Raw genomic sequence first — 22,667 nt, forward strand, 5'->3', positions numbered from 1 at the left:
CCCGGGTACAAGGGCGTGGTGCCTCGCTCGGAGAAGGTCGTCGTGAAAGCCCTTAACCGCGACGGCCGGCCGGTGCGCTACCACGCCGACGGCCTTTTCGCCGAGGCCATCGAGCACGAGGTCGACCACCTCAACGGCATCCTCTACTTCGACTACCTCGACAGCATCGACAAGCTCGTGCCGCTCACGCGCGAGGAGATGGACGAAGAAGTGGCCGGGGGCGACGAGCCAGAGCCAGAACCGGCCGGCGGGCAGGGGAGGAGGTAGCGGGCGTCGCCCCCGGGCGGGCGCCCCCTTCGTGTCTTCCCCCGACCTGAACCGCGCCCTGCAGCGCCTTGACCCGAGCCTCCACTCCCTGGTCAGTGCAGCCGGTTCCCTGCTCCAGGGCCCGTGCTGGGCCGTAGGCGGTTTCGTCCGCGACGTCCTCCTCAACCGACCTCCGTACGACCTCGACCTGGCGGTGGGCGGGGACCCGGGTCTCGCGGCGCGGGCGCTGGCGGACGCGTTCGGCGGCCACGCCTTTCCCCTGGGCGAGGAGCACTCTACCTTCCGCGTGGCGCTCCCGGCCGGCTCCGCCCTGGCGGCAATCGACATCGTCGCGCTGCGCGGCGGCAGCATCGAAGCCGACCTCTCGGAGCGCGACTTCACCCTGAACGCAATCGCCGCGCCCCTCTCGGCCGCGGGCCTGGGCGCGCTCATCGACCCCTTCGGCGCCCGGCTCGACATCGGCGCCCGGCGCGTCCGCATGGTCTCCGAGGCAGCGCTGGTCTCCGACCCGCTGCGCCTGCTGCGGGCCGCCCGGCTCGCCGTCGAGCTCGACTTCGATGTCGCCCCCGAGACCGTCGATGCGGTGCGACGCCACGCCCACCGCCTGCCCGAGAGCGCTCCCGAGCGCCTGCGCGACGAACTGATGCGCATCCTCGGCTCGGACCGCGCCGGCCGCGGCTTGCGCCTGCTCGACCGCCTGGCCTTGCTGGACGTGCTTCTCCCGGAGCTGAGCACGGCAAGAGGCGTCGGCCAGCCCGAGCGCTACCACCACTACGACGTCTTCGACCACTGCCTGGAGTCCGTGGCCGTGATGGACTGGCTCACGGGCGAGCGGCCGCCCGAAAGCCGCCGCCAGCGCCAGTTGCGAGACGCCTACGAGGAGGTGGTGGCGCCATTCAACCTGGCCTCCTACTTCCGGGAGGCGGCGGGGGGACAGAGCAGGCTTGTCCTGACCAAGCTCGCGGCGCTCCTCCACGATGTCGGCAAACCGCAGACGAAGGCCAGGGAGGCGGACGGGCGCGTGCGCTTCCTCGGCCATTCCGAGGAGGGGGCGAAGGTGGGCCGCGCGGTCTGCCGCCGCCTGCGCCTGGGCAACAAGGAGACGCACTTCGTCACGCGCCTCATCGAGGAGCACCTGCGCCCGGCCCAACTCTCTCAGTCGGGCGCGCCCACGGACCGTGCGGTCTTCCGGTTCTTCCGTGACCTCGGGGAGGCCGCGCCGGCCTGCCTGGTGCTCAGCCTCGCGGACGCGGCGGCCGCCGCCGGGCCGCGTCTTACCCTCGCGCGCTGGCGGGCGCAGCTGGCCTACATCGCCTACGTCTTCGCGCGCGCGGCGGCGCAGGAGCATGCCGCCGCCGGCGCGGGCCGGAGGGGGAAGCGCCATTTCGTTTCAGGCGATAGACTGATCCGGGCGCTCAAAATCGCGCCCGGGCCCGAGGTGGGCCGGCTCCTCGATGCGCTAGACGAGGCGGCCGCCACCGGCGAGGTCAAATCGGAAGAGGAAGCGATCGAACTGGCGAGAAGACTGTACGAGAATCGGCCGCCCGGTGAGCGGGCCGGCAGGGCGGGGACAGCGTGAGCGACGCCGCCCTTATCTCTGCCGTCTTCGTGGGCGTCCTGTTCGCCTTTTACCTCATGTTCCTGCGCCCCATCCAGAAGGAGCAGGAGCGTCACAAGCAGCAGATCCGCGACCTCAAACCGGGGGACCAGGTGCTGACCACCGCCGGCTTCATAGGGCGCGTGAAGGACATTCAGGTGCCTGAGTCCGGGCGCACACGGATCTATATCCAGATCGCCGAGGGCGTCATAGTGGAGGCTGTCGCCACCGCCATCGCGCAGCGCATCGAGCCGCGCCCGGCCGAGGGCGCCGCGGCGGACGACTCGCCCGACACGACGGCATCGAAGGAGCAAAGGGGCCTCGCCCGGTGAGAAGACGCTCGACTCAGCTTGCCCTCGCATTCATCGCCATCCTGACCGTCTTCTCGGTCCTCGTGGTCTGGCCTTCGGACCCGGACCGCTATCTTCCGGACTTCGTGCCCTGGCCGGAGCCGGGCTGCGTTGGCCCAGTCTGCATCGGTAAGGGCGTAAGACTGCCCTACATCGCCATCGACCGGTCCACCATCAGGATCGACTACCTGGAGCGCCGCGAAATGCGCCTCGGGCTCGACCTTCGCGGCGGCACGCGCCTCGTCCTCGAGGCCGATATCTCCCGGAACCCGGACGTGGACCTGGACGAGGCGCTGGACAGCGCCGTCGAGGTCGTCGAGCGGCGGGTGAACGCCTTCGGCGTCGCCGAATCGATCACCGAGCGCGTCGGCAACAACCGCATCTCCGTGCAGCTCCCTGGCATCAGCGCCGCCGAGGCCATCGAGAAGATCGGGCGCACGGCGCAGCTGCAGTTCATGGAGATGCGCCGCGACGCCCAGGGGAACGTCGTCATCCGCAACCCGGACGGCTCGACCTCTTCGATGCCCTTCGACCAGGTCTCCCAGTCGAGCAGTCTGATCCAGCTGGCGGAGTGGACGCCCGTGACGGCGGTTGGCTCCGACGGCATCCGTCGCGAGATCACGGGCACCTACCTGGACCGCGGGGGCATCTTCGTCACACGGAACCTGGCAGGCCTGCCGGAGCTTCGCTTCGAAATGAACGAGGAGGGCGCCAAGCTCCTGGGCGAGGCGACCGCGCGGCTCTCGAACCCGCCGCAGCCGATGGCTTTCTTCCTCGACGGCGAACCCATCCGCGGCGCCAACGGCCTGATCATCGCGCCCTTCGTGCGCAGCCAGATCTCCGACCGTGGCGTAATCGATGGCCTCAGCCTCTCCGAGGCGGAAACGCTCTCGACACTCCTCCGCACCGGCGCCTTCCCCGTGCCCCTGACGGTCGTCCAGCAGGAGGACGTCGACGCCACGCTGGGCGATGAGGCTGTCGTGCACTCGGTCCAGGCTGGCCTCATCGCGATCTTCGTGGTCATGGCCTTCATGACCCTCTACTACCGCCTCCCTGGGCTCCTGGCCAGCCTGGCGCTCTTCGTTTACGTCTCTCTGACCCTCGCGGTGTTCAAGCTCTGGCCCGTCACGGTCACGTCCGCGGGCATCGCCGCCTTCGTGCTCTCCGTGGGCATGGCAGTGGACGCGAACATCCTGATCTTCGAGCGCATGAAGGAAGAGCTGCGGGTCGGCCGCAGCCTGGTCGGCGCCATTGACGCCGGCTTCAACCGCGCCTGGACCTCCATTCGCGACAGCAACGTCGCCACCCTGATCATCTGCGTAATCCTGTACTGGTTCGGGGACCAGTTCGCTGCCAGCCTCGTGAAGGGCTTTGCCCTTACCCTGGCCCTGGGCGTCGCGGTGAGCATGTTCTCGGCGATCTTCGTCACGCGCACGTTCCTGCGCGCCCTGATTGGCTCGAACGTGATGCAGCACCTGTGGCTGTTCGGCCATGACGTCGAAGAAGCGCGCGGACCTCGCGCCGCCGAGGCCGCCGTCCGGGTGGGAGGCGCGGGCCTTGATTGACTTCGTCGGGAAGCGCTACTGGTTCTACCTCTTTTCGATGCTCGTCGTCATCCCGGGCACGATCTCGCTCATCCTGCCCAACGGCATCCGGGAGGGCATCGAGTTCGGCAGCGGCACGACCTTCGGCTTCCGCTTCGAGCAGCCCGTGGAGACAGAGGCCCTGCGCTCGGCCCTCGCCGAGCTCGGGCACCCGGACGCGCGCATTCAGCGGACCCGAGACGGCAAGTTCCTGGTGCGGACGCGTGTGCTTGAAGGTGGCGTCACCGCGCCCGCGATTGGGCCGGCGCCGCCCTCCGAGCGCGAGAACCTGGAGTCTGCATTGGAGGAGCGCTTCGGGACGCTGGTGGACAGCGACGGCCAGCCGATACACCGCTTCCTCGAGTTCTCGTCCGTGTCGGCGTCCGTCTCCTCCGACATCGTCCGCAATGCCGCCCTGGCGGTGGCCTTCGCCAGCCTCGCGATCCTGGTCTACATAACGCTATCGTTCATCTCGGTCGAGCAACCCGTCCGCTTCGGTGTGAGCGCGATCGTCGCGCTCCTGCACGACGTCCTGCTCGTCATGGGCGTCGCCTCCATCTTCGGCCGTTTGTTCGACTTCGAGATCGACACGCTGTTCATAACCGCCATGCTCACCATCGTCGGCTTCAGCGTGCACGACTCCATCGTCGTCTTCGACCGCGTGCGGGAGAACGCGCGCCGGGCGGCGGCCGCGGGCGCGGACGTCACGCTGGCGGAGACCGTGAACGCCAGCCTGAATCAGACGCTCGGGCGCTCGCTGAACACCTCGATTACGGTAGTGCTGACGCTGATCGCCCTCATCCTGCTCGGCGGCGAGACGGTGCGGGACTTCCTCATCATCATGCTCATCGGCCTGATCTCCGGCACCTACAGTTCGATCTTCGTAGCCAGCCAGCTCCTGGTGTCCTGGGAGGAAGGAGACTTCGCCGGCCTGCTGCCCTGGCGCGGCGGCCGAACGGAAGAGCAACCCGCCTAGGGTCCGGCGCCTCGCACCTCCCCGGCGTGGGAGCCGCGCCAAGCCCTCCCGTCATTGCGAGCCCGGCAGGGCGAAGCGAGCCTTGGCGCTCGGGACGCAGCCCCTGGTGGCGAAGGCTGCGACAACGCCTGCTCCGGGCCCCCGCCGTCCGTCATCGCGACCGGGCCCGGGGCAACGCAAGCCCTCGGTCCCGAGTGATGCTCCGCCCGGGTCGTTGACAATAAAGCCCCTGTTATGACACGTGGAAATCATGTGACATCTACAAAATATTGGGGTCAGGGCTGTTGACAGGCCCTAGATGTAGTGCTACATTCCCCCTCGCCGCTCCGGTAGGCGGCGCCGCACGACACTCAGGGGAGGGCATACATGGACTCGAAGCAGCCCCCAAGACTGGGCCCCGCAGCGCCAACGTGTTGCGTCCGCTGCCAGAGCGCCAACCTCCTCGTCAGGCCGAACGTCGGCGCCGTCTGCGCCGACTGCGGCAGCCTGCAGATCTTCCCCCGGGCAGCCAGACAACCCGCCGCCGCCCGCTAAGGCCCGAAAATGCCCGCCAGCCGACTAGCCGACTAGCCGCCCATGAAATGCCCCTTCTGTGGCCACGACGACACCAGGGTCACCGACTCCCGCGAGGCGGATGACGGCATCCGCCGGCGCCGCGAATGCCTTTCACCTTCCTGCGGCCGGCGCTTCACGACCTACGAGCGCGTCCAGGTCGCGCCCCTGACCGTCGTCAAGAAGGACGGCCGGCGTGAGGAGTTCTCGCGCGAGAAGGTCCTCGCCGGCATCCACCGCTCCTGCGCCAAGCTCCCGGTGAGCGCCGCCGAGATCAACGCCATCGCCGAGGACATCGAGACCACCCTGCACGCTTCGGGCGTCCAGGAGGTGCCCTCCTACGAGATCGGCGACATGGTGATGGAGCGCCTGCGCGAGCTGAACCACGTGGCTTACGTGCGCTTCGCGTCGCACTACAAGAACTTCCTCTCGCTCGAGGAACTCCAGGCGGAGTTCGAGCGCCTGGCCAGCACTCCGCGGCGGCCGGTGCGCCGCGCGGGCGCCGCCCAGCCGCCGCTGCTGCCAGCAGCGGAGCTCTCGCGCGTGCAGGACGCGGCGCCAGGCAAGCAGGAGGCAGGCGCCAGGAAGCGGGAATCAGGGCGCGCCGCGCCGACCTCCTCTGCGCGAGCAAACGCCACGCCTGAGGCCGGGCAGGCCATCGTGCCGGTGTCCTTGCCGGAGAGGCGCAGGCGCGCGGGGGGCCGAAGATGAAGGGCATCTTCGTCTGGAAGGCGCGCCCCGGCGAAGAGGCGGAGTTCGAGCGCCGCTGGCGCGCCGTCAGCGAGGCGCTGCAGGCGTACCCCGGCGCCCGGGGCACGCGCCTCCACCGCGGCATCACCGACCCGGCCCTCTTCGCGGGTTATGCCAGTTGGGACTCCCTGGCGGACCGCGAGGGCGCCCAGTCGCGTCTGCGCGCCGAACGCGCTGACCTGCGCGACATGGCCGAGGTCAGCGAGATGCTGTTCGCCGGCTTCTTCGAGGAGCCGCACATCGTCGTCGCGCCGCAGGGCGCGACGGGAGGGCAGTCGTGATTTCCAGCGCCTTCGGGAAGATCACCAACGAGCACGGCGAGGTCGTCGCCGAGGGGACCTGCGAGGTCGACGATGAGCGCGGCTCCGTCACCCTGCGTCCCATCCTCGACATGCCCCTGCTCGAACGCCAGCGCGGCCCAATGCGCCTCACCCTGGACGACGGCGCCGAGTTGCTGCTCACCGACCGCGTGATCCACTTCCGCGTGAACCTGCCGGGCCAGCGCCCCGGCTCCGTGTACCGACTGTTCATCGCCAGGCAGCAGGGGCTGAACCGCTGGGCACCGCCGCCGGCAGGCGACCGCGAGGGCGGCCAGCGGCCGGCTAGCGGCGGTCAGCCCGAACAGCCGCTGCGGGGCTCGGAGCACGACCCCTCGCGGGACCCCGACGAGCTGCCGCCGGAGTTCCGGAAGGACCCGCAGCGATGAACACCAGGCAGGAGCTTGAGCGCGAAGCCTTTCGCCTTTCGTCCGAGGCCAGGTTCCTGATGGCCAAGGTCCGCGAGACCCGCCTCCTGGCGCACCTCGGCCGTATCCGGGTGCGCGAGCACCTCGAAGTCGTCCTCCAAAGCCAGCAGGTCGAGGCCGAGCTGCAAGCCGTCCGCTCCGCTTTGCGTCTCGCGTCCTATCAAATCCAGGTTCACTTGTCCGCTTGACCGGAAAGGACCCCGCACATGACAACGACTCTCTACCCGCAAGAGACCCGCACAGCCGCCGACGGCCGCCCCGCCATTGGCATCGGCCGCTTCTACACGAAGCCGGGGATCGACCCCTACAGCCTGATCGAGTGGGACAGGCGTACGGCCGCGATCACGGACGAGTCCGGCAAGGCCGTCTTCGAGCAGACGGACGTCGAGGTGCCGTCGTTCTGGTCCCAGACCGCCACCCAGGTCGTCGCCTCGAAGTACTTTCGCGGCCGCGTCGGCACCCCCGAGCGCGAGAGCTCGGCCCGCCAGATGGTCGACCGCATCGTCAACGTGATCACCGCCTGGGGGATGGTCGCCGGCTGTGGCCACGTGCCGGCGCCCGAGCTTTCATACCTCCGGACGGCCGCGGAGGGCGGCAGTGTCCGGGCGTTTGAAGGTTCGTTCGTCCCCTGCCCGAGTTGTGGCACGCCCTCCTACTTCTCTTCCGAAGATGAGGCCTCAGCCTTCGCGAACGAGCTGCGCCACATCCTCATCAACCAGCTCGCCTGCTTCAACTCGCCTGTCTGGTTCAACGTTGGTGTGAAAGAGAAGCCGCAGTGCTCGGCCTGCTTCATCCTCTCGGTCGAGGACTCGATGGACTCGATCCTGGAGTGGTGCCGCACGGAGGGCATGATCTTCAAGGGCGGCTCCGGCTCCGGCATCAACCTCTCCACCATCCGCTCCTCGCGCGAGCACCTCTCGGGCGGCGGCATCGCCTCCGGGCCCGTGTCGTTCATGCGCGGGGCGGACGCCATCGCCGGCTCGATCAAGTCCGGCGGCACGACCCGCCGGGCGGCGAAGATGGTGGTGCTCAACGCCGACCACCCCGATATTCTCGACTTCATCCAGTGCAAGGCGCGCGAGGAGAAGAAGGCCTACGACCTCGGCGCCGCGGGCTGGGACATGTCGCTGAACGGCGAGGCCTGGGCCTCGGTCCAGTTCCAGAACGCCAACAACTCCGTGCGCGCCACGGACGACTTCATGCGCGCCGCGATCAAGGGGGCGCCCTGGGAGCTGCGCGCCGTCACGACGGGCGAGGTCATCGAGACGGTAAACGCCCGCGACGTGCTGAAGGCCATCGCCCAGGCGGCCTGGGAGTGTGGCGACCCGGGCATGCAGTTCCACACCACGATCAACGACTGGCACACCTGCTCGAACACGGGGCCGATCAACGCCTCGAATCCCTGCTCCGAGTACATGCACGTGGACGACTCCGCCTGCAACCTGGCCAGCATCAACCTCCTGAAGTTCCTGCGGAAGGAATCAGGAAACGGGAAGCAGGAGGGAGACTCGGACTTCCGGTCTGTCCTCGGCGGCGCCGCCGCGGGCAGCGAGAGCGGGGCTAGCGGGCGCATTGTCTTCGACGTCGAGGCGTTCCGGCACACGGTAGACGTGATGATCACGGCGCAGGAGATCATCGTCGGGCACTCGAGCTACCCGACGGAGAAGATCGAGCGCAACGCGCATGCCATGCGCCAACTCGGTCTCGGCTACGCCAACCTCGGCGCGCTGCTCATGACCCTCGGCCTTCCCTACGACTCCGACGAGGGCCGGTCATACGCGGCGGCGATCACGGCGCTGATGACGGGACGCGCTTACGGCCGCTCGGCCGCCATCGCCGCCCGCGTCGGCCCCTTCTCCGAGTACGAGCGCAACCGCGAGCCGATGCTGCGGGTGATCCGCAAGCACCGCGAGGCCGCCTACGCCATCGACTCGGGCCTGGTCGGTGACCCCGGCCTCGTGAAGGCGGCGACTAGCGCCTGGGATGACGCCCTGGAAATGGGTGAGCGGTACGGCTACCGCAACGCCCAGGCGACTGTCCTGGCGCCGACCGGCACCATCGCCTTCATGATGGACTGCGACACGACGGGCGTGGAGCCTGACATCGCCCTCATCAAGTACAAGAAGCTCGTCGGCGGCGGCATGCTGCGCATCGTCAACCAGACCGTGCCGGTGGCGCTCGCCCGCCTCGGCTACGACAGCGCCACCATCGAGGGCATCGTCCGCTACATCGACGAGGAGGGCACGATCGAGGGCGCGCCCGGGCTGCAGGAGAAGCACCTGCCGGTGTTCGACTGCGCCTTCCGCGCGGAGAAGGGCGTCCGCTCCATCCACCCCATGGGCCACGTGAAGATGATGGGCGCCATCCAGCCCTTCATCTCAGGCGCCATCTCCAAGACCGTGAACGTCCCCAACGAGGCGACGGTCGAGGACATCGAAGAGGTCTTCATCGAGTCCTGGCGCCAGGGCGTCAAGGCCATCGCCATCTACCGCGACGGGTCGAAGGCGGTTCAGCCGCTGAGCACGAGCAAGGACGGCGGCAGCGCCAAGCAGGAGCCAGGACAGGCCGAGCCCAGCGGCCCCGTCCGCCGCCGCCTGCCGGACACGCGGCGCTCCATCGCCCACAAGTTCAGCATCCAGGGCCACGAGGGCTACCTCCACGTCGGCATGTATGACGACGGCCAGCCGGGCGAGATCTTCGTCACCATGGCCAAGGAAGGCAGCACGATCTCGGGCCTCATGGACGCCTTCGCGACCTCGATCTCCCTTACCCTGCAGTACGGCGTGCCTCTGCGGGACCTGGTGCAGAAGTTCAGCCACATGCGCTTCGAGCCGATGGGCATGACCGAGAACCGCGAAATCCCCATGGCCCAGTCGATCATCGACTACATCTTCCGCTGGCTGGCGTCCCAGTTCCTCTCGGACGAGGACAAGCGCGAGCTGGGGATCATGACCGTCAGCGAGCGGTTGCGGCTGGAAGCGCCCTTCGCCGGCGTGCAGCCGGAGCTGGTCCCGGCGCCGGTGCAGCCTATCCCCTCGGTGCTGCCCATCGCCGGCGGCTCGGTCGAGGCGAGCGCGCCGCCGGCCGTCCCCAACGGCCATGCGCCGGCGAACGGCAACGGCGGCTCCACGACCGCGGCCCATTATCACGGACCGCGCGTGCAAGCGGACGCGCCCGCCTGCGCCAACTGCGGCTGGATCATGACGCGCTCCGGCACGTGCTACCGCTGCGAGAACTGCGGCAGCACCAGCGGCTGCAGTTAGGAGGTCCGGGAAGATGCAGCGCCAGGGAGGGCACGAGGGCCATGCGAGCGCGCTGCGCGCGGGGCCAGCAGCTTCGCGCGGACGATCACACGAAGCCTGGGTGGTCCGAAGGAGATGACAGGCTGGGCTGAGGACGTGCGGCGATTCCACGAGGTGGTGGGAGCGCACCTGGACGAGGGCTTTACGCGGCCCGTCCTGCGCGCCCGGCGGCGCTTCGTGGAGGAAGAGGCGCGCGAGGCCATAGAGGCCCTGGGCGAGGCCGAGGACGAAGCCGCCCGGGGCGAGGTGAGCCTCGAGACCCGCCGCCACCTCGTCCGCGAGCTCATCGACCTCACCTACGTGGTCATGGGCACCTTCGCCGCGCTCGGCATCGACCCCGAGCCGGCCTGGCGGGCCGTCCACGAAGCCAACATGCGCAAGCATCCCGCCGGCGTCTCAGGCGCCAAGGCCGTAAAGCCAGCCGGCTGGGAAGCCCCGATGGTCCCTCTAGCGCCGTTCCGTCCGGGAGGCGATCGGTGATGGTCAGCGCCCCCCTCTTCGACAGCCCGGAGACGGCTGACTGCCGGGCTCCGCGCGAGCACTGCTTCCGGTACTGCCCTCCCGCAACCCACCCGCGAGGCGTCATGACCTGAGAAGGCCTATCCCCCTCGCCTCCGGTCGGCGGTCTCCTCCTCCTGCCCCGTCACTGCCGACCGGACCGAATCGGCGCCCCCTGGTCCCCCACCGGGGGGCGCCCGCTTTGCAGCCGCCGGGGCTCGCAGCGTGGCGGACGCGGAGCCGTCGGCCGGCACGTTACACTCGCCTCATGCTGTCGACCGGAGATCAGCCGCCGCGGCCTCCGCCGGAGGCGCTGCGCGCCGCCGAGCGCGTCCTGAGGCGGCGCTTCGGCGGCCGGCCCAGGCTGCTCGACTCCTCGGCCCTCGACGGCCGCACGACCGTCTTTCGCTGCCGGACGGAAGGCCGGGGCCTCCCGGACAGCGTGGTCCTGAAAATGCCGCGGCGCGAAGAAGGATCGGCCTACCAGGCTACAGACATGAAGGAGCGCGCTCCGGCCTGGCACCTCACCAACGAGTGGGCCGCCCTGGCCCTCCTGGACGCGCGTCAGGCCGATGGCCCCCGCCTGACCCCGCGGCTCTTCGGCGGTGACCTCGAGTCCGGCGTGCTCGTCCTCGAAGACCTGGGCGGCGGCGAGAGCCTCGCGGGCGTCCTCCTCTCGGGAGACGCTGCCCGCGCAGAGGCGGCGATGCTCGCCTTCGCCCGCTCCCTCGGACGGATGCACGCCCTCAGCGCCGGCCAGGAGGAGGCGCACTCAGCCACGCTGGAATCGCTGGGCCGCGCCGGCGGCGACCGTCTCGCCGCCGCGCGCCGCGTCCGTGAGGAGATCGCGAAGCTGCCGGCCACCTTCGACGAGCTCGACTTCGAGTGGTCTCCCGGCATGGTCGACGATGTCCAGCAACTGACGCGGGCCATTCTCGAGCCCGGGCCGCTCCTGGTCCTGTCTCACGGCGACCCCTGCCCGGACAACGACAGGCTCGTCGACGGCCGCCTGGTCCTCTTCGACTTCGAGCGCGCCGGCTTCCGGAGCGCGATGGTCGATGCCGCCTACGGCCGCGTCCCCTTCCCGACCTGCTGGTGCGCGAACCGCCTCCCGGATTACGTCGTCGAGGGCTTCGAGGCGGCCTACCGGCTCGAGCTCATGAAGGCTGTGCCCGAGGCAGGCGACGATGCTTTCTTCGAACGCTCGCTGATGGAGGCGGCCGGTTGGTGGTTGATCACCACCTCGAACCAACTGCTGACGCGCGCCCTGCGCTTCGAGGAGCGCTGGGGCATCTCAACGTACCGTCAGCGCCTCCTCTTCCGCTTCGAGGAGTTCTCGCGCCGCGCCGCGGCCTCCGGCCATCTCGAGGCGCTGGGCGCCTGGGCCTGGCTCATGCACGAGCGCCTGCGCGCCCGCTGGCCCGAGGTGGAGGAGATGCCGCTCTACCCCGCGTTCCGCTAGGCCGCCCGGAGCTCGCGGAGGACCACGGTGCCCGCGATACGGTCCGGGAAGGTACGCCTCTGCGCGTCGGCGAACATGGAGGCGAGGTTGGCGATTGTCCCGAAGGGAAACAGCGCGCCGAGGACGAAGTAGGCCAGAAAACGCAGCACGGCCGCGTCCGGGGAGGGCCTGAGCCCGTCGCGGCCCGCGACTTTGAGCCCGACGGCCGTCTTGCCTGGCGTCGCGCCCGCGGCGGCCACGAACCCGATGTTGTACGCCGCCGCCACGACCACCATCGCCGGCGCCGCCGTCCCGACGCTCACGCCCGAGGTCACCGCAAAAGACCCCACCGTCAGCACCAGGACGACAGCGATTGCGGCGTCCAGGACGAACGCGAACAGGCGCAGGCCGATGGGCGCCAGCTCGAGGTCGGGGCTGAGGGGCGCTTCCGGATTCAGGGGCTGCACGCCCTCAAATGTAGCAGGCGCACGCTGCCAGCGAGGCGAACAAATGCTCGCCTGGCGGTGCTAAACTGGGAGTCGTGGCCAGTAACCTGACCCTGCGCTTGTCCGACAACGCCCGCACGGTCTTGGAGCGCCGATATCTGGCGAAGGACGAAAGCGGTCGCGTGATCGAGACGCCCGAAGACCTCTTCCGCCGGGTGGCGGCGAACATCGCCCAGGCGGAGCGGCAGTACGCACCCGAGGGCAAGGAGGCCGAGGCGGTCGCGCGCTGGGAGCAGGCCTTCCTCGACCTCATGGTCTCCCTGCGCTTCCTGCCCAACTCGCCCACGCTCGGTAACGCGGGCCGGCCGCTGCAGCAGTTGTCCGCCTGCTTCGTGCTGCCCGTAGAGGACTCCATCGCCGGCATCTTCGAGACGGTGAAGGAGACAGCGCTGATCCACCAGAGCGGCGGCGGCACCGGGTTCTCCTTCAGCCGCCTGCGCCCGGCGGGCGACGTCGTGCAGTCGACCGGCGGGGTCGCCTCTGGTCCTGTCTCCTTCATGAAGGTGTTCGACGGCGCCACGGAGGCGATCAAGCAGGGCGGCACCCGCCGCGGGGCGAACATGGCTATCCTCGACGTCCGCCACCCGGACATCGAGGCCTTCATCAACGTCAAGGCCGACATGGTGACGCTCACGAACTTCAATATCTCCGTCGCTGTCGACGAGGCCTTCATGCGCGCGGTCGAAGCCGGCGAAGACTACGACCTGGTGAACCCTCGCACCGGCCAGGCCGTCGGCAGGCGCAACGCCCGCGCCATCTTCGACCAGATCGTCGCCAACGCCTGGGCGAACGGCGACCCCGGCCTCGTGTTCCTCGACCGCATCAACAAAGACAACCCGACGCCCAAACTCGGCCGCATAGAGGCTACGAATCCCTGCGGCGAGCAGCCGCTCTTGCCTTATGAGAGCTGCAACCTCGGCTCGATCAACCTCTCGAAGTTCCTCCGCGCCGGACGCGAGCGGGCGCCTTCGGGCCTGGCGCGGGCGCCAGTCGAAGAGATCGCCCGCGCGATCGACTGGGAGGCCCTTTCCGGCACCATCGCCACCGCCGTCCGCTTCCTCGACGATGTGATCGACATGAACGCCTACCCCATCCCCGAGATCGAGCGCATGACGCGCCTCACCCGCAAGATCGGCCTCGGCGTCATGGGCTGGGCGGACCTCCTCTTCATGCTCGGGGTTCCCTACGACTCCGAGGCCGCCCTTACCCTCGGCGAGAAGGTCATGGGCTTCATCCGCGAACACGCAGACGCAGCCTCCGAGGCCCTTGCGGCCGAGCGCGGGACGTTCCCCGCCTGGGAGGACTCCATATACGGCCCGGCCGGCCGCAACCGCCCCCTGCGCAACGCCACCCGCACGACCGTGGCGCCGACCGGCACCCTCAGCATCATCGCCGACTGCTCCGGCGGGATCGAGCCCGCGTTCGCCCTCGCCTTCATCCGCCAGCACTACCTCGACCCTTCGCGACCCTCACAGCCCGTGCGCATGACTGAGGTGAATCGTGTTTTCGAGGAGGCGGCCCGCGCCGCCGGCTTCTGGTCCGAGTCGCTCGTCCGCGCGCTCGCCGAGGGCGTCAGTCTCCAGGAACGCGACGACGTGCCCGACTGGGCGAAGGAGGTCTTCGTCACCGCCCATGAGGTCGAACCGGAGTGGCACGTGCGCATGCAGGCCGCCTTCCAGCGCCATACGGACAACGCCGTCTCCAAGACGATCAATTTTCCCCGGGACGCGACCCTGGAGGACGTCGCCAGGGCCTACCTGCTCGCCTACCATGAGGGCTGCAAGGGCATCACCATCTATCGTGATGGCTCGCGGGCCGGCCAGGTGCTCTCCCACGCTGTGAAGTCCGACGCCGACGCCGCCCTCGAGGCCCCGCCCGCCGACGTCGAGCGCGGCCTCCACCGGCGCCACATGCCCGCCGAGCGTCGCTCAATCACCCACAAGTTCCGCGTCGGCGAGCAGGAAGGTTTCGTCACGGTCGGCCTCTTCGACGACGGCACGCCGGGCGAGATCTTCGTCACGATCTCGAAGGAGGGTTCCACCATCCGGGGGTTGATGGACTCGGTGGCCATGCTGACTTCCTACTCGCTCCAGTACGGCGTCCCCCTGCGCACGCTCGTCGACAAGTTCAAGGGCGTGCACTTCGAGCCCGCGGGCTTCACCGCCAACCCGGAGATACCGCAGGCCAGCAGCATCGTCGACTACATCTTCCGCTGGCTGGAGCTGAAGTTCCTGCAGAAGGAGGACAGGGCTGCCGCGCGCTCCGGCGGGCAGGCGGGCGGGGCAAGCGGCCCGGCCCGCGGGCAGGCCAGTCCTTCTCCGGACATCGCCACCGGCCTGCTGTGCCCGGACTGCGGCAACCAGCTCGTCTTCGCCGAGGGCTGCCTCATCTGCCGCAGCTGCGGCTACAACAAGTGCGGCTGAGCTAGCCTGGCGCCGCGCCGTCCCTGGCGCTGTTGTCCCGCGGTTCCGGTCCCCGCACGGACCTCGTTTGACGAGCCATCTGCACGAACATAGACTCAACTCGACCTTGCGGCCGAGATCCGGCGACGACTAGAGGCGAGCAGTGTCCGAGTCCAAGCGCGAGTGGCTCGAGAAGGTCTATCGTCCCGCCATCCAGCGGACGCCCGAGCGTAACGCGCCCTTCGAAACGTCCTCAGGCCGGGAGGTCGAGGTCCTCTACACGCCGGAGGACCGCCCCGACGGCTACCTGCGGGACCTGGGCTTCCCCGGCGAGTTCCCCTTCACACGCGGCGTCCAGCCGACCATGTACCGCGGCCGCCTCTGGACCATGCGCCAGTACGCCGGCTTCGGCGATGCCGAGGAATCGAACCGCCGCTACCGCTACCTCCTGGACCAGGGCCAGACGGGCCTCTCCGTCGCCTTCGACCTCCCGACCCAGATCGGTTACGACTCCGACCACCCACGCGCCGAGGGCGAGGTCGGCAAGGTGGGCGTCGCCATCTGCTCCATCGAGGACATGGAGACCCTGTTCCGCGACATCCCCCTCGAGAAGGTCACGACCTCGATGACGATCAACGCCACGGCGTCGATCCTCCTCGCCCTCTATGTTGCCGTGGCAAAGCGTCAGGGCGCGGACCTGCGCAAGCTTGGCGGCACTGTCCAGAACGACATCCTGAAGGAGTACATCGCCCGCGGCACCTACATCTACCCGCCCAGGCCTTCGATGCGCCTCATCACCGACGTCTTCGCCTGGTGCAAGGACAACCTGCCCGACTGGAACACGATCAGCATCAGCGGCTACCACATGCGCGAGGCCGGCTGCACCGCCGCGCAGGAGGTCGCCTTCACCATCGCCGATGCCATCGAGTACGTGGAGGCGGCGCGGCGGGCGGGGCTCGACGTCGACGAGTTCGGGCCGCGGCTCTCCTTCTTCTTCGCCTGCCACAGCCTCTTCCTGGAGGAGGTGGCGAAGTTCCGCGCCGCGCGGCGCCTCTGGGCGCGGGTGATGCGCGATCGCTTCGGCGCGAAGGACCCGCGCTCCTGGATGTTGCGCTTCCACACCCAGACCGGCGGCGCCACCCTCACGGCGCAGCAGCCCCTGAACAACCTCGTTCGCACCGCCTTCCAGGCGCTCGCCGCCGTGCTCGGCGGCACGCAGTCGCTGCACACGAACTCGTACGATGAGGCGCTGGCCCTCCCCTCCGAGCACGCCGCCACCCTGGCTCTGCGCTCGCAGCAGATCATCGCCTACGAGACCGGCGTCACGGACACCATCGACCCCGTCGCCGGCTCACACTACGTCGAGCAGCTCACCGACTGGGTCGAACAGGAAGCCGTGCAGTACATCGAGCGCATCGATGCCATGGGCGGCGCCCTCGCTGGCATCGAGGCCGGCTTCCAGCAGCGTGAGATCCACGAGAGCGCCTACCGCATGCAGCGCGCCGTCGAGGAGAAGCGAAAGGTGGTGGTCGGCGTCAACGAGTTCCTGGACGGCGACGACGGCCGCGGCGCCGAAATCCTGCGCGTCGACCCCGAGATCGGCCGCCGCCAGGTCGAGCGCCTGCGCGCCCTGCGCGCGCGGCGCGACGCCGCCAGGGTCGAGGCCAGCCTCGCGCGCATCCGCGCCGCCGCCGAGGGCACGGACAACCTCATGCCCCTCTTCATCGATGCCGTCGAGAACTACGTCACCCTGGGCGAGATCTGCGACGTGCTCCGAGAGGTCTGGGGCGAGCAGCGCGAGTTCGTGGCGGTCTAGCCATGCGCGCCTTCGCCGTCAGCGAAGAGGCCAGTGGCCCTCCCCGCCGGAAGTGCGAAGGCTTCAGGCGCGGGGCAGGTCGAGTGGACCGGGAGTGCATGGAAGTCCGCGGACTACTCGAGGGCTTGCGCCTGAAGGGCCTCCGTTGACTCAGATCACCGCCCACGTCACCGCCCGCCGCATGGCCCGCGCCGCGTCCGAGCTGCTGGCGGCGCTCGACCAGCGCCAGCGCGCCGCCGCGACCTTCGATTTCGCGGCCGAGGAGGAGCGCCGGCGTTGGTCCTACTACCCGCGGGAGTTCCACGGCCTGGCCCTGCGCGACATGAGCGGCGCGCAGGTAAAGCTGACGCACAACCTGATCGAGGTCGCCCTCAGCCTGCCGGCGCAGGCTAAAGCCGTCTCGATCATGGCGCTGGAGAGCGTGCTCGACCGCATCGAAAACCACGCCCGGGACGACCGCGACACGGGGCGTTACTTCGTCAGCTTTTTCGGCGACCCCTCCGGCGCCTTGCCCTGGGGCTGGCGCTTCGAGGGCCATCATGTCTCGCTGCACTTCACGCTCGCCGGGGACGAGCTGCTGGGCTGGACGCCGAACTTTCTCGGCGCCAATCCCGCGCGCCTGACTCACGCCGGCGCTGTGGTCCTGCGGCCGCTGGCGGAGGAAGAGGACCTGGCGCGTGAGCTACTCCTCTCGCTCACCGGGGACCAGCGCGCAAAGGCTGTAATCTGCGACGAAGCGCCGATAGACTTCGTGCTCACGAACGCGGCCCGCGTGCCTCCCCGTCTCCTGCCCGGCGAAGGCCTCCAGCCGGACTTCGCCGGCAACCGGTCCGCCTTCGACAGGCTGACCCCGGCCCAGAAGCAGGCGCTCGCCTTCGACCTTCAGAGGTCGGCAGGCCTGCCTGGCTCGGAATTGGAGGACGCCCAGAGAGACCTTCTCTTCAACCTCGTGCGCGTCTACCTCGACCGCCTGCCGGACGACGCCGCCTCCATGGCGCTGGCCGAACTCGAGGAAGACGTCGTGGGGAGCCTGCACTTCGCCTGGGCCGGGGAGGTCGAGCCGCGCCGGCCGCACTACTACCGCATCCAGGGCCCGCGCTTTCTGGTCGAGTACGACAACACCCAGAACAACGCGAACCATGTGCACTCCGTCTGGCGCGACCCCGACAACGACTTCGGAGACCTCCTGCTTCGCCACTACCTCGAGGACCATGGCTAGCGGTCAGCATCTGATGCTCCACGGTGCCGGCAGGCCTGCGTCCGGCCTGCCCTCCGACACCCGGCGTCTCGAAGACGCGGTCGAGGCCGGTGCTCCCGGACCGGCGGGAAGAAGGCGGGACCGCCAGGCGTATCCGTGAACGCTGACCGGGAGGCGGCCCTCGTGCTCTCCCTCATCCCGCGGGGCATGCGCGACACCGTCGAAGCGCTACGCGCGCTCGTGAAGGAAGCCGTCCCGGAGGTGAACGAAAGGCCTCAGCCGCGCACGAAGACGTTCAACTATGACCACCACGGCGCCCTGCTGGCCATCTCCGGCTACCAGAACTGGGCCAGCATTGGTTTCATCCGGGGCGATCAACTGCGCGACGACGGCGCCGTCCTCGAAGGTACCGGCGCCGGCATGCGTCATGTGCGCGTCGCGCGCGGCGCCCCGTTGCCGGCCGAGAGGATCATAGCGCTCGTAAGGCAGGCGGCCGAGCTCAACGAGCGGCTGGGGCCGCCGAAAGGGAAAAGCCGGGCCTGGGGAGGCGGCCGGTAGGCTTGTCCTTTGGGGTAAACTCGCCCCGGAAAGCGAGGCCAGCCCATGCGAGCGATGGTCCTGCGCGGTAGCCGCCTTCACGTCGAAGAAGTGCCGGCGCCCGAACCGGGCCCAGGGCAGGTACTTGCGCGCGTGCGCGCCTGCGGCATTTGCGGCAGCGACTTGCACTACGCCCGATACGCCGAATCGCTCAGGGCAGCGTCGCGCGCAGAGCGCGGCATCCTCGCCGGCGCCGGCGACGGCGTCGTCATGGGCCACGAGTTCGTGGCGGAGGTGGCCTCCGTGGGCGAAGGCGTCTCCGGCTGGCAACCTGGCGAGCGGGTGGTGAGCATACCTGTGCTCGCCGGCGAAGGCGGGCGCCACAGCATCGGCTACAGCGCAGAATACCCCGGAGCGTACGGAGAGCAAGTAGTGCTCTCCGCCGCGCTCCTGCTCCGCGTCCCGGCCAGCCTCCCGGATGCGCTCGCTGCCCTCACGGAGCCGTGCGCTGTCGCCTTGCACGCCGTCCGGGAGGCGAAAGTCGAGCGCGGCGGGCGGGCACTGGTCATGGGCGCGGGGCCGATTGGCCTGCTAACGGCACTGTGGCTCAAGCGCGAAGGCATCTCTGTCGCCGTCAGCGACCCGGCCGGGCCGCGGCGGCGGCTGGCGGAGCGCGTGGGCGCCGACCTCGTGCTCGACTCTGCCAGCGAGGACCTCGGCGGCAGGCTGGTGGACTTCGGCGGGCCGCCTTCGATCGTGTTCGAGTGCGTAGGCGTGCAGGGCACGCTCCAGGAGGCGATGACACTGGTCGCGCCGCGCGGACGCGTAGTTGTCGTCGGCGTGTGCATGGTGGAGGATCGGATCAGGCCCCTGCTGGCCATCAACAAGCACCTCACGCTGCAGTTCGTGCTCGGCTACAACGCCGATGAGTTCGCCGAGGCGCTCGGGGCGCTGGCCTCGGGCGCCGTGGACGCGGCGCCGCTGGTCACGCGTACGGTCTCGCTGGACGAGCTGCCAGCCGCGTTCGAGGCCCTGAGCGACCCCTCGGACTGCAAAGTCGTGCTCACCTTTCCCGGAGCGCGCTGACCGTGGGCGCGGAGGAACTCGAGACGCCGAAGGAGCCCGCTGTCTGGCCGCTGTGCGTCCTGCCCGCAGCCATCATTGGCGGTCTCTTTGGGGCGTTGAGCATCGGTGGCAAGGTGGAGGACATCTACGGCGACCTTTTGCCGTTCCTGGTCACGACCTGGATTGGCATGGGCTTCACCTACGCCTGGGACATGCTCCGCTACACCATGCACATCGAGAAGGCATCCCCGGTCGTGGTCGCGGCGACTGGCGTCCTCACGGCCGTCTTCATGCTTTCGGCGCTCGGCTGGCAGACGCTGTGGCAGGACCCATGGGTCTTCGGCGCGGTCGTGTGGCCCGGGATCCAGATGGCGCGGCCCGTGGTCGAGCGTCTGCTGGCTTCGCGCGCGGGCGCGGGCACGCCCGCTAGCCCGGGGAGCCCAGGCGCCTCCACGTAAGGACCGCCTGATCTCCGGCCGGACGCGGCGGCGGCCTCAGGACCAGCGTGTCGCCGGAAAGCTCTACCCTTCGGACCTGATCCGTGCCCACCCAGGAACGGGAGACGCTGGCCTCGACAAGGGTTGTAATGGTCATCGCCGCCTCATCTACGGTGAAGGGCCCGCAGTAGGCGATGTAACGCATAGACCCGGCTACCACGGCCGCGGCGGACGAGAGGGCGCCGTCCTCCGGCAGCATGATCTGGCCGGACATGAAGCCAGAGGGGGTGAAGAGGAGCAGCCCGACCAGGCGTTCCCCGTAGGGGAGCGATATGGCGCCGTCGGGGGCATGGGATTCCCAGCGCAGCAGCCGCCAGGCGCCGGCGATGTCGTCGCGCAGCCCCACGTTCGGCCAGGCCTAACGCTGCTGACCCGCCTGGGGCGGCCGCTGGCCAAACTGCATCTGCGGCATGGGCCCGACGGGGCATTCGATCAGGACCGGGTGGTGGTCCTTGAAGACGTCATGGAGCACCGAGCGGAGCTCGGCCGGCGAGTTCGCCCGGCGGAAGTCGACGCCGTAGGCGTCGGCGAGCTTCGCCATGTCCGGGTTGTAGAGGTCGGAGGCGATGGTGCGGCCGCCGAAGCGCATCTCCTGAATGCGCTTCACGTTGCCGTAGGCGTTGTCGTTGAACACGATGGCTGTGAGCGGGATCTTCTGCTGGACCATGGTCGACAGCTCCTGGACGTTGTAGAAGAAGCCGCCATCGCCGTTGATGGAGACGACCTTGCGGTCCGGGTTGCCGACCTGCGCCCCCAGGGCTGTGGCGAAGCCGTAACCGAGCGTCCCCTGATAGCCGGAGGTGAAGTAGGTGCGCGGCTGGTAGGCGGGGAAGAAGGCGCCGGACCAGTAGCCGACCTGCGTGCTCTCCTGGATGAAGATGCCGTCGTCCGGCAGTTCGTCGCGGATGGCCCAGGCGTAATCGGCCTGCGGCGACATCGCCCGCGCTTCGTCGGCGATGGCCTTCTTCAGCGCCATGAGCTCGTCGCGCCGGGAAGGGCGCCTGATGTTGTGTCGCCCGACGCGCTCCGCGAGGGCGGCGAGGCCCTTCTTGGCGTCGGCGACGATGCCGATGTCTGGCTTGTAGTTGCGCCCGACCTCCTCGGGGTCGACGTCCATCTGGATGACGGTCTTGTCGCGGGTGAGCCAGGGCGGCGGCTGGTTCTGCATGATGCCCTGGACGAAGCGCGTGCCTACGACGAGGACGACATCGGCCGCGGGCGCCAGGGAAGGCGTCGAGCGGGCGTTGTGGGCGAGGTGATGGCGGTCGGAGAGCGCGCCCTTGCCGTTGTTCGTCATGATGACGGGCGCCTCCAGTAGTTCGGCGAGGCGCTGCAGTTCCTCCCAGGCAGCGCCGGAGATGATGCCCCCACCGGAGAAAATGACGGGGTTCTTGGCCCTGCCCAGGGCCTGCGCCGCCCTCTCGATGAGGTCGGGGTCGCCCGCGGGGCGGTCGTGGAACTCCGGCTCGAACAGGCGCACTTCGCCCGTTGCCTGGAGTACGTCCGGAGGGATCTCGATCTCGACGGGTCGCGGCCGGCCGGTCTGCAGCTGCTTGAAGGCCTCGTGGACGATGCCGGGGACCTCCTCCGGCCTCATGGCCCGAGCCTGCCACTTGGTGACGGAGGCGATGGTCTCCATCTGGTTGTTGATCTCGTGCAGGATGCCGCGGCGCAGGCCGATCATGTCGGAGTTGATCTGTCCGGTGACGCAGAGCACCGGCGATGAGCAGGCGTAGGCCGTCGCCAGGGCGGCACTGGCATTGAGCAGGCCGGGGCCCGGGACCACCAGGCACATGCCGACCTTGCCGGTAGTGCGCGCGTAGCCATCCGCCATATAGGCCGTGGCCTGCTCGTGGCGGGTCCAGTAGACGTTGAAGTGGTCGCGCTCCTCGTAGATTGCGTCGAAGGCCCAGTCGAGCTGAATACCGGGCAGCCCGAAGATAGTGTCGATGCCTTCCATCTTGAGCTGCTGTACGAGGGCCTGACCTCCGGTCATCTGGGGCACGGCGGTTCTCCTTGAGCTAGCGGCTAAACGCGGGGGTCAGAGCTGATTCTACAACCTACACCGCTCGCGCTTTGGAGGCGAAGGCGGGAGAGAGTGCGGCGGGCCGGCCGCGGGCGCCCCTTTCAGCGCGCGCCCCTCCATCCTTCCGATTCCGGGGTCACGAGGTTGATGACGGCGCCGCTGACGAAGCGGGCGGCCTCGGAACAAAGGAAGGCGGCGATTTCGCCGGCGTCCTGGGGACGGGGGCCGGCGCGGGCACGCCAGGCGTCGCCGCGGGCGAGGTCCGCGAGGGCCTCGTCGAGCTCGACGTAGGGGACCTCGCCCGGCGCGATGCCGTTCACCGTGATGCCGTGGCGGAACTCTTGCCGGGCCAGGGAGCGCACGAGCCAGTGGCGTGAAGCTTTGCCGAGCGGGTAGTCCAGCGGCCAGCCCTCGCGCCAGTCGTCGGCATCGAGGCCGCCGGTGAGGATGATCCGGCCCCACCGGCGCTCGCGCATCCCGGGCAGGACCAGGGGTATCAGGTAGAGGGCGGCATCGACCTCCTCGGCGAGGACGCGCCGCCAGTGCTCCGGTCCAGCCT

Annotated in this window: 22 protein-coding genes; 18 read left to right on the plus strand and 4 right to left on the minus strand. The window is 69.2% G+C overall.

The window, feature by feature from the left end:
* From VNN10_12010 to VNN10_12065, 12 genes are all read left to right on the plus strand, one after another.
* The coding region (locus tag VNN10_12010) for a peptide deformylase (GenBank protein HXH22744.1) at positions 1-267 on the plus strand (267 nt) is incomplete at its 5' end.
* Positions 268-298: 31 nt separating this feature from the next.
* Complete coding sequence (locus tag VNN10_12015; GenBank protein ID HXH22745.1) at positions 299-1,846, plus strand: HD domain-containing protein; 1,548 nt, start codon at positions 299-301, stop codon at positions 1,844-1,846.
* A complete protein-coding gene (yajC, locus tag VNN10_12020; protein ID HXH22746.1) occupies positions 1,843-2,196 on the plus strand; it encodes a preprotein translocase subunit YajC in 354 nt (117 codons plus the stop codon). Before VNN10_12015 ends, yajC begins: the two co-directional genes overlap by 4 nt.
* The gene (secD, locus tag VNN10_12025) at positions 2,193-3,779 is read left to right on the plus strand and encodes a protein translocase subunit SecD (GenBank protein HXH22747.1); all 1,587 of its coding nucleotides are present in this window, start codon (positions 2,193-2,195) and stop codon (positions 3,777-3,779) included. Before yajC ends, secD begins: the two co-directional genes overlap by 4 nt.
* Positions 3,772-4,773, plus strand: a complete 1,002-nt coding sequence (gene secF / locus VNN10_12030) for a protein translocase subunit SecF (protein ID HXH22748.1) — start codon at positions 3,772-3,774, stop codon at positions 4,771-4,773. The genes secD and secF overlap by 8 nt, the downstream gene beginning before the upstream one ends.
* Positions 4,774-5,349: 576 nt before the next feature.
* A complete protein-coding gene (gene nrdR, locus VNN10_12035; GenBank protein HXH22749.1) occupies positions 5,350-6,036 on the plus strand; it encodes a transcriptional regulator NrdR in 687 nt (228 codons plus the stop codon).
* Positions 6,033-6,356, plus strand: coding sequence for an antibiotic biosynthesis monooxygenase (locus tag VNN10_12040; protein HXH22750.1), 324 nt, complete (start codon positions 6,033-6,035; stop codon positions 6,354-6,356). Before nrdR ends, VNN10_12040 begins: the two co-directional genes overlap by 4 nt.
* Positions 6,353-6,781 carry a hypothetical protein gene (locus VNN10_12045; GenBank protein HXH22751.1) on the plus strand — a complete coding sequence of 143 codons (429 nt, stop codon included), beginning with the start codon at positions 6,353-6,355 and terminating at the stop codon, positions 6,779-6,781. Before VNN10_12040 ends, VNN10_12045 begins: the two co-directional genes overlap by 4 nt.
* The gene (locus VNN10_12050; GenBank protein HXH22752.1) at positions 6,778-7,008 is read left to right on the plus strand and encodes a hypothetical protein; all 231 of its coding nucleotides are present in this window, start codon (positions 6,778-6,780) and stop codon (positions 7,006-7,008) included. The genes VNN10_12045 and VNN10_12050 overlap by 4 nt, the downstream gene beginning before the upstream one ends.
* Before the next feature lie 18 nt (positions 7,009-7,026).
* Positions 7,027-10,083: an adenosylcobalamin-dependent ribonucleoside-diphosphate reductase gene (locus tag VNN10_12055; GenBank protein HXH22753.1), complete on the plus strand. Its 3,057-nt coding sequence runs from the start codon at positions 7,027-7,029 to the stop codon at positions 10,081-10,083.
* A gap of 114 nt (positions 10,084-10,197) precedes the next feature.
* Positions 10,198-10,602 carry a hypothetical protein gene (locus VNN10_12060; protein ID HXH22754.1) on the plus strand — a complete coding sequence of 135 codons (405 nt, stop codon included), beginning with the start codon at positions 10,198-10,200 and terminating at the stop codon, positions 10,600-10,602.
* Between the two features lie 286 nt (positions 10,603-10,888).
* Positions 10,889-12,082 (plus strand): hypothetical protein, encoded by a 1,194-nt coding sequence (locus VNN10_12065; protein ID HXH22755.1) that lies wholly within the window; start codon positions 10,889-10,891, stop codon positions 12,080-12,082.
* Here the strand turns inward: VNN10_12065 and VNN10_12070 are convergent.
* Positions 12,079-12,528: an RDD family protein gene (locus VNN10_12070; protein ID HXH22756.1), complete on the minus strand. Its 450-nt coding sequence runs from the start codon at positions 12,526-12,528 to the stop codon at positions 12,079-12,081. The two genes, VNN10_12065 and VNN10_12070, sit on opposite strands and share 4 nt — an antisense overlap.
* Positions 12,529-12,620: 92 nt before the next feature.
* Here VNN10_12070 and VNN10_12075 point away from each other — a divergent pair, with 92 nt between their 5' ends.
* From VNN10_12075 to VNN10_12100, 6 genes are all read left to right on the plus strand, one after another.
* Entirely contained in the window at positions 12,621-14,990 is a 2,370-nt protein-coding gene (locus tag VNN10_12075) for a vitamin B12-dependent ribonucleotide reductase (protein HXH22757.1), read from the plus strand.
* Between the two features lie 142 nt (positions 14,991-15,132).
* Positions 15,133-16,785, plus strand: a complete 1,653-nt coding sequence (locus VNN10_12080) for a methylmalonyl-CoA mutase family protein (protein ID HXH22758.1) — start codon at positions 15,133-15,135, stop codon at positions 16,783-16,785.
* 145 nt (positions 16,786-16,930) lie between these two features.
* Positions 16,931-18,004, plus strand: coding sequence for a DUF3500 domain-containing protein (locus tag VNN10_12085; protein ID HXH22759.1), 1,074 nt, complete (start codon positions 16,931-16,933; stop codon positions 18,002-18,004).
* Between the two features lie 135 nt (positions 18,005-18,139).
* Positions 18,140-18,541 (plus strand): DUF1801 domain-containing protein, encoded by a 402-nt coding sequence (locus tag VNN10_12090; protein ID HXH22760.1) that lies wholly within the window; start codon positions 18,140-18,142, stop codon positions 18,539-18,541.
* Between the two features lie 45 nt (positions 18,542-18,586).
* Complete coding sequence (locus VNN10_12095) at positions 18,587-19,606, plus strand: zinc-binding dehydrogenase (protein HXH22761.1); 1,020 nt, start codon at positions 18,587-18,589, stop codon at positions 19,604-19,606.
* Positions 19,607-19,608: 2 nt separating this feature from the next.
* Positions 19,609-20,043 (plus strand): hypothetical protein, encoded by a 435-nt coding sequence (locus VNN10_12100; protein ID HXH22762.1) that lies wholly within the window; start codon positions 19,609-19,611, stop codon positions 20,041-20,043.
* Here the strand turns inward: VNN10_12100 and VNN10_12105 are convergent.
* The 3 genes from VNN10_12105 to VNN10_12115 form a co-directional block, all read right to left on the minus strand.
* Positions 20,012-20,428, minus strand: a complete 417-nt coding sequence (locus VNN10_12105) for a lipocalin-like domain-containing protein (GenBank protein HXH22763.1) — start codon at positions 20,426-20,428, stop codon at positions 20,012-20,014. The genes VNN10_12100 and VNN10_12105 overlap by 32 nt on opposite strands.
* A 12-nt stretch (positions 20,429-20,440) precedes the next feature.
* Positions 20,441-22,078 carry a thiamine pyrophosphate-dependent enzyme gene (locus VNN10_12110; GenBank protein ID HXH22764.1) on the minus strand — a complete coding sequence of 546 codons (1,638 nt, stop codon included), beginning with the start codon at positions 22,076-22,078 and terminating at the stop codon, positions 20,441-20,443.
* Between the two features lie 131 nt (positions 22,079-22,209).
* Positions 22,210-22,667, minus strand: a 458-nt coding sequence (locus VNN10_12115) for an SDR family oxidoreductase (GenBank protein HXH22765.1), incomplete at its 5' end; no start/stop codon positions are given.

The organism is Dehalococcoidia bacterium, assembly GCA_035574915.1.
GTDB lineage: Bacteria > Chloroflexota > Dehalococcoidia > DSTF01 > WHTK01 > DATLYJ01.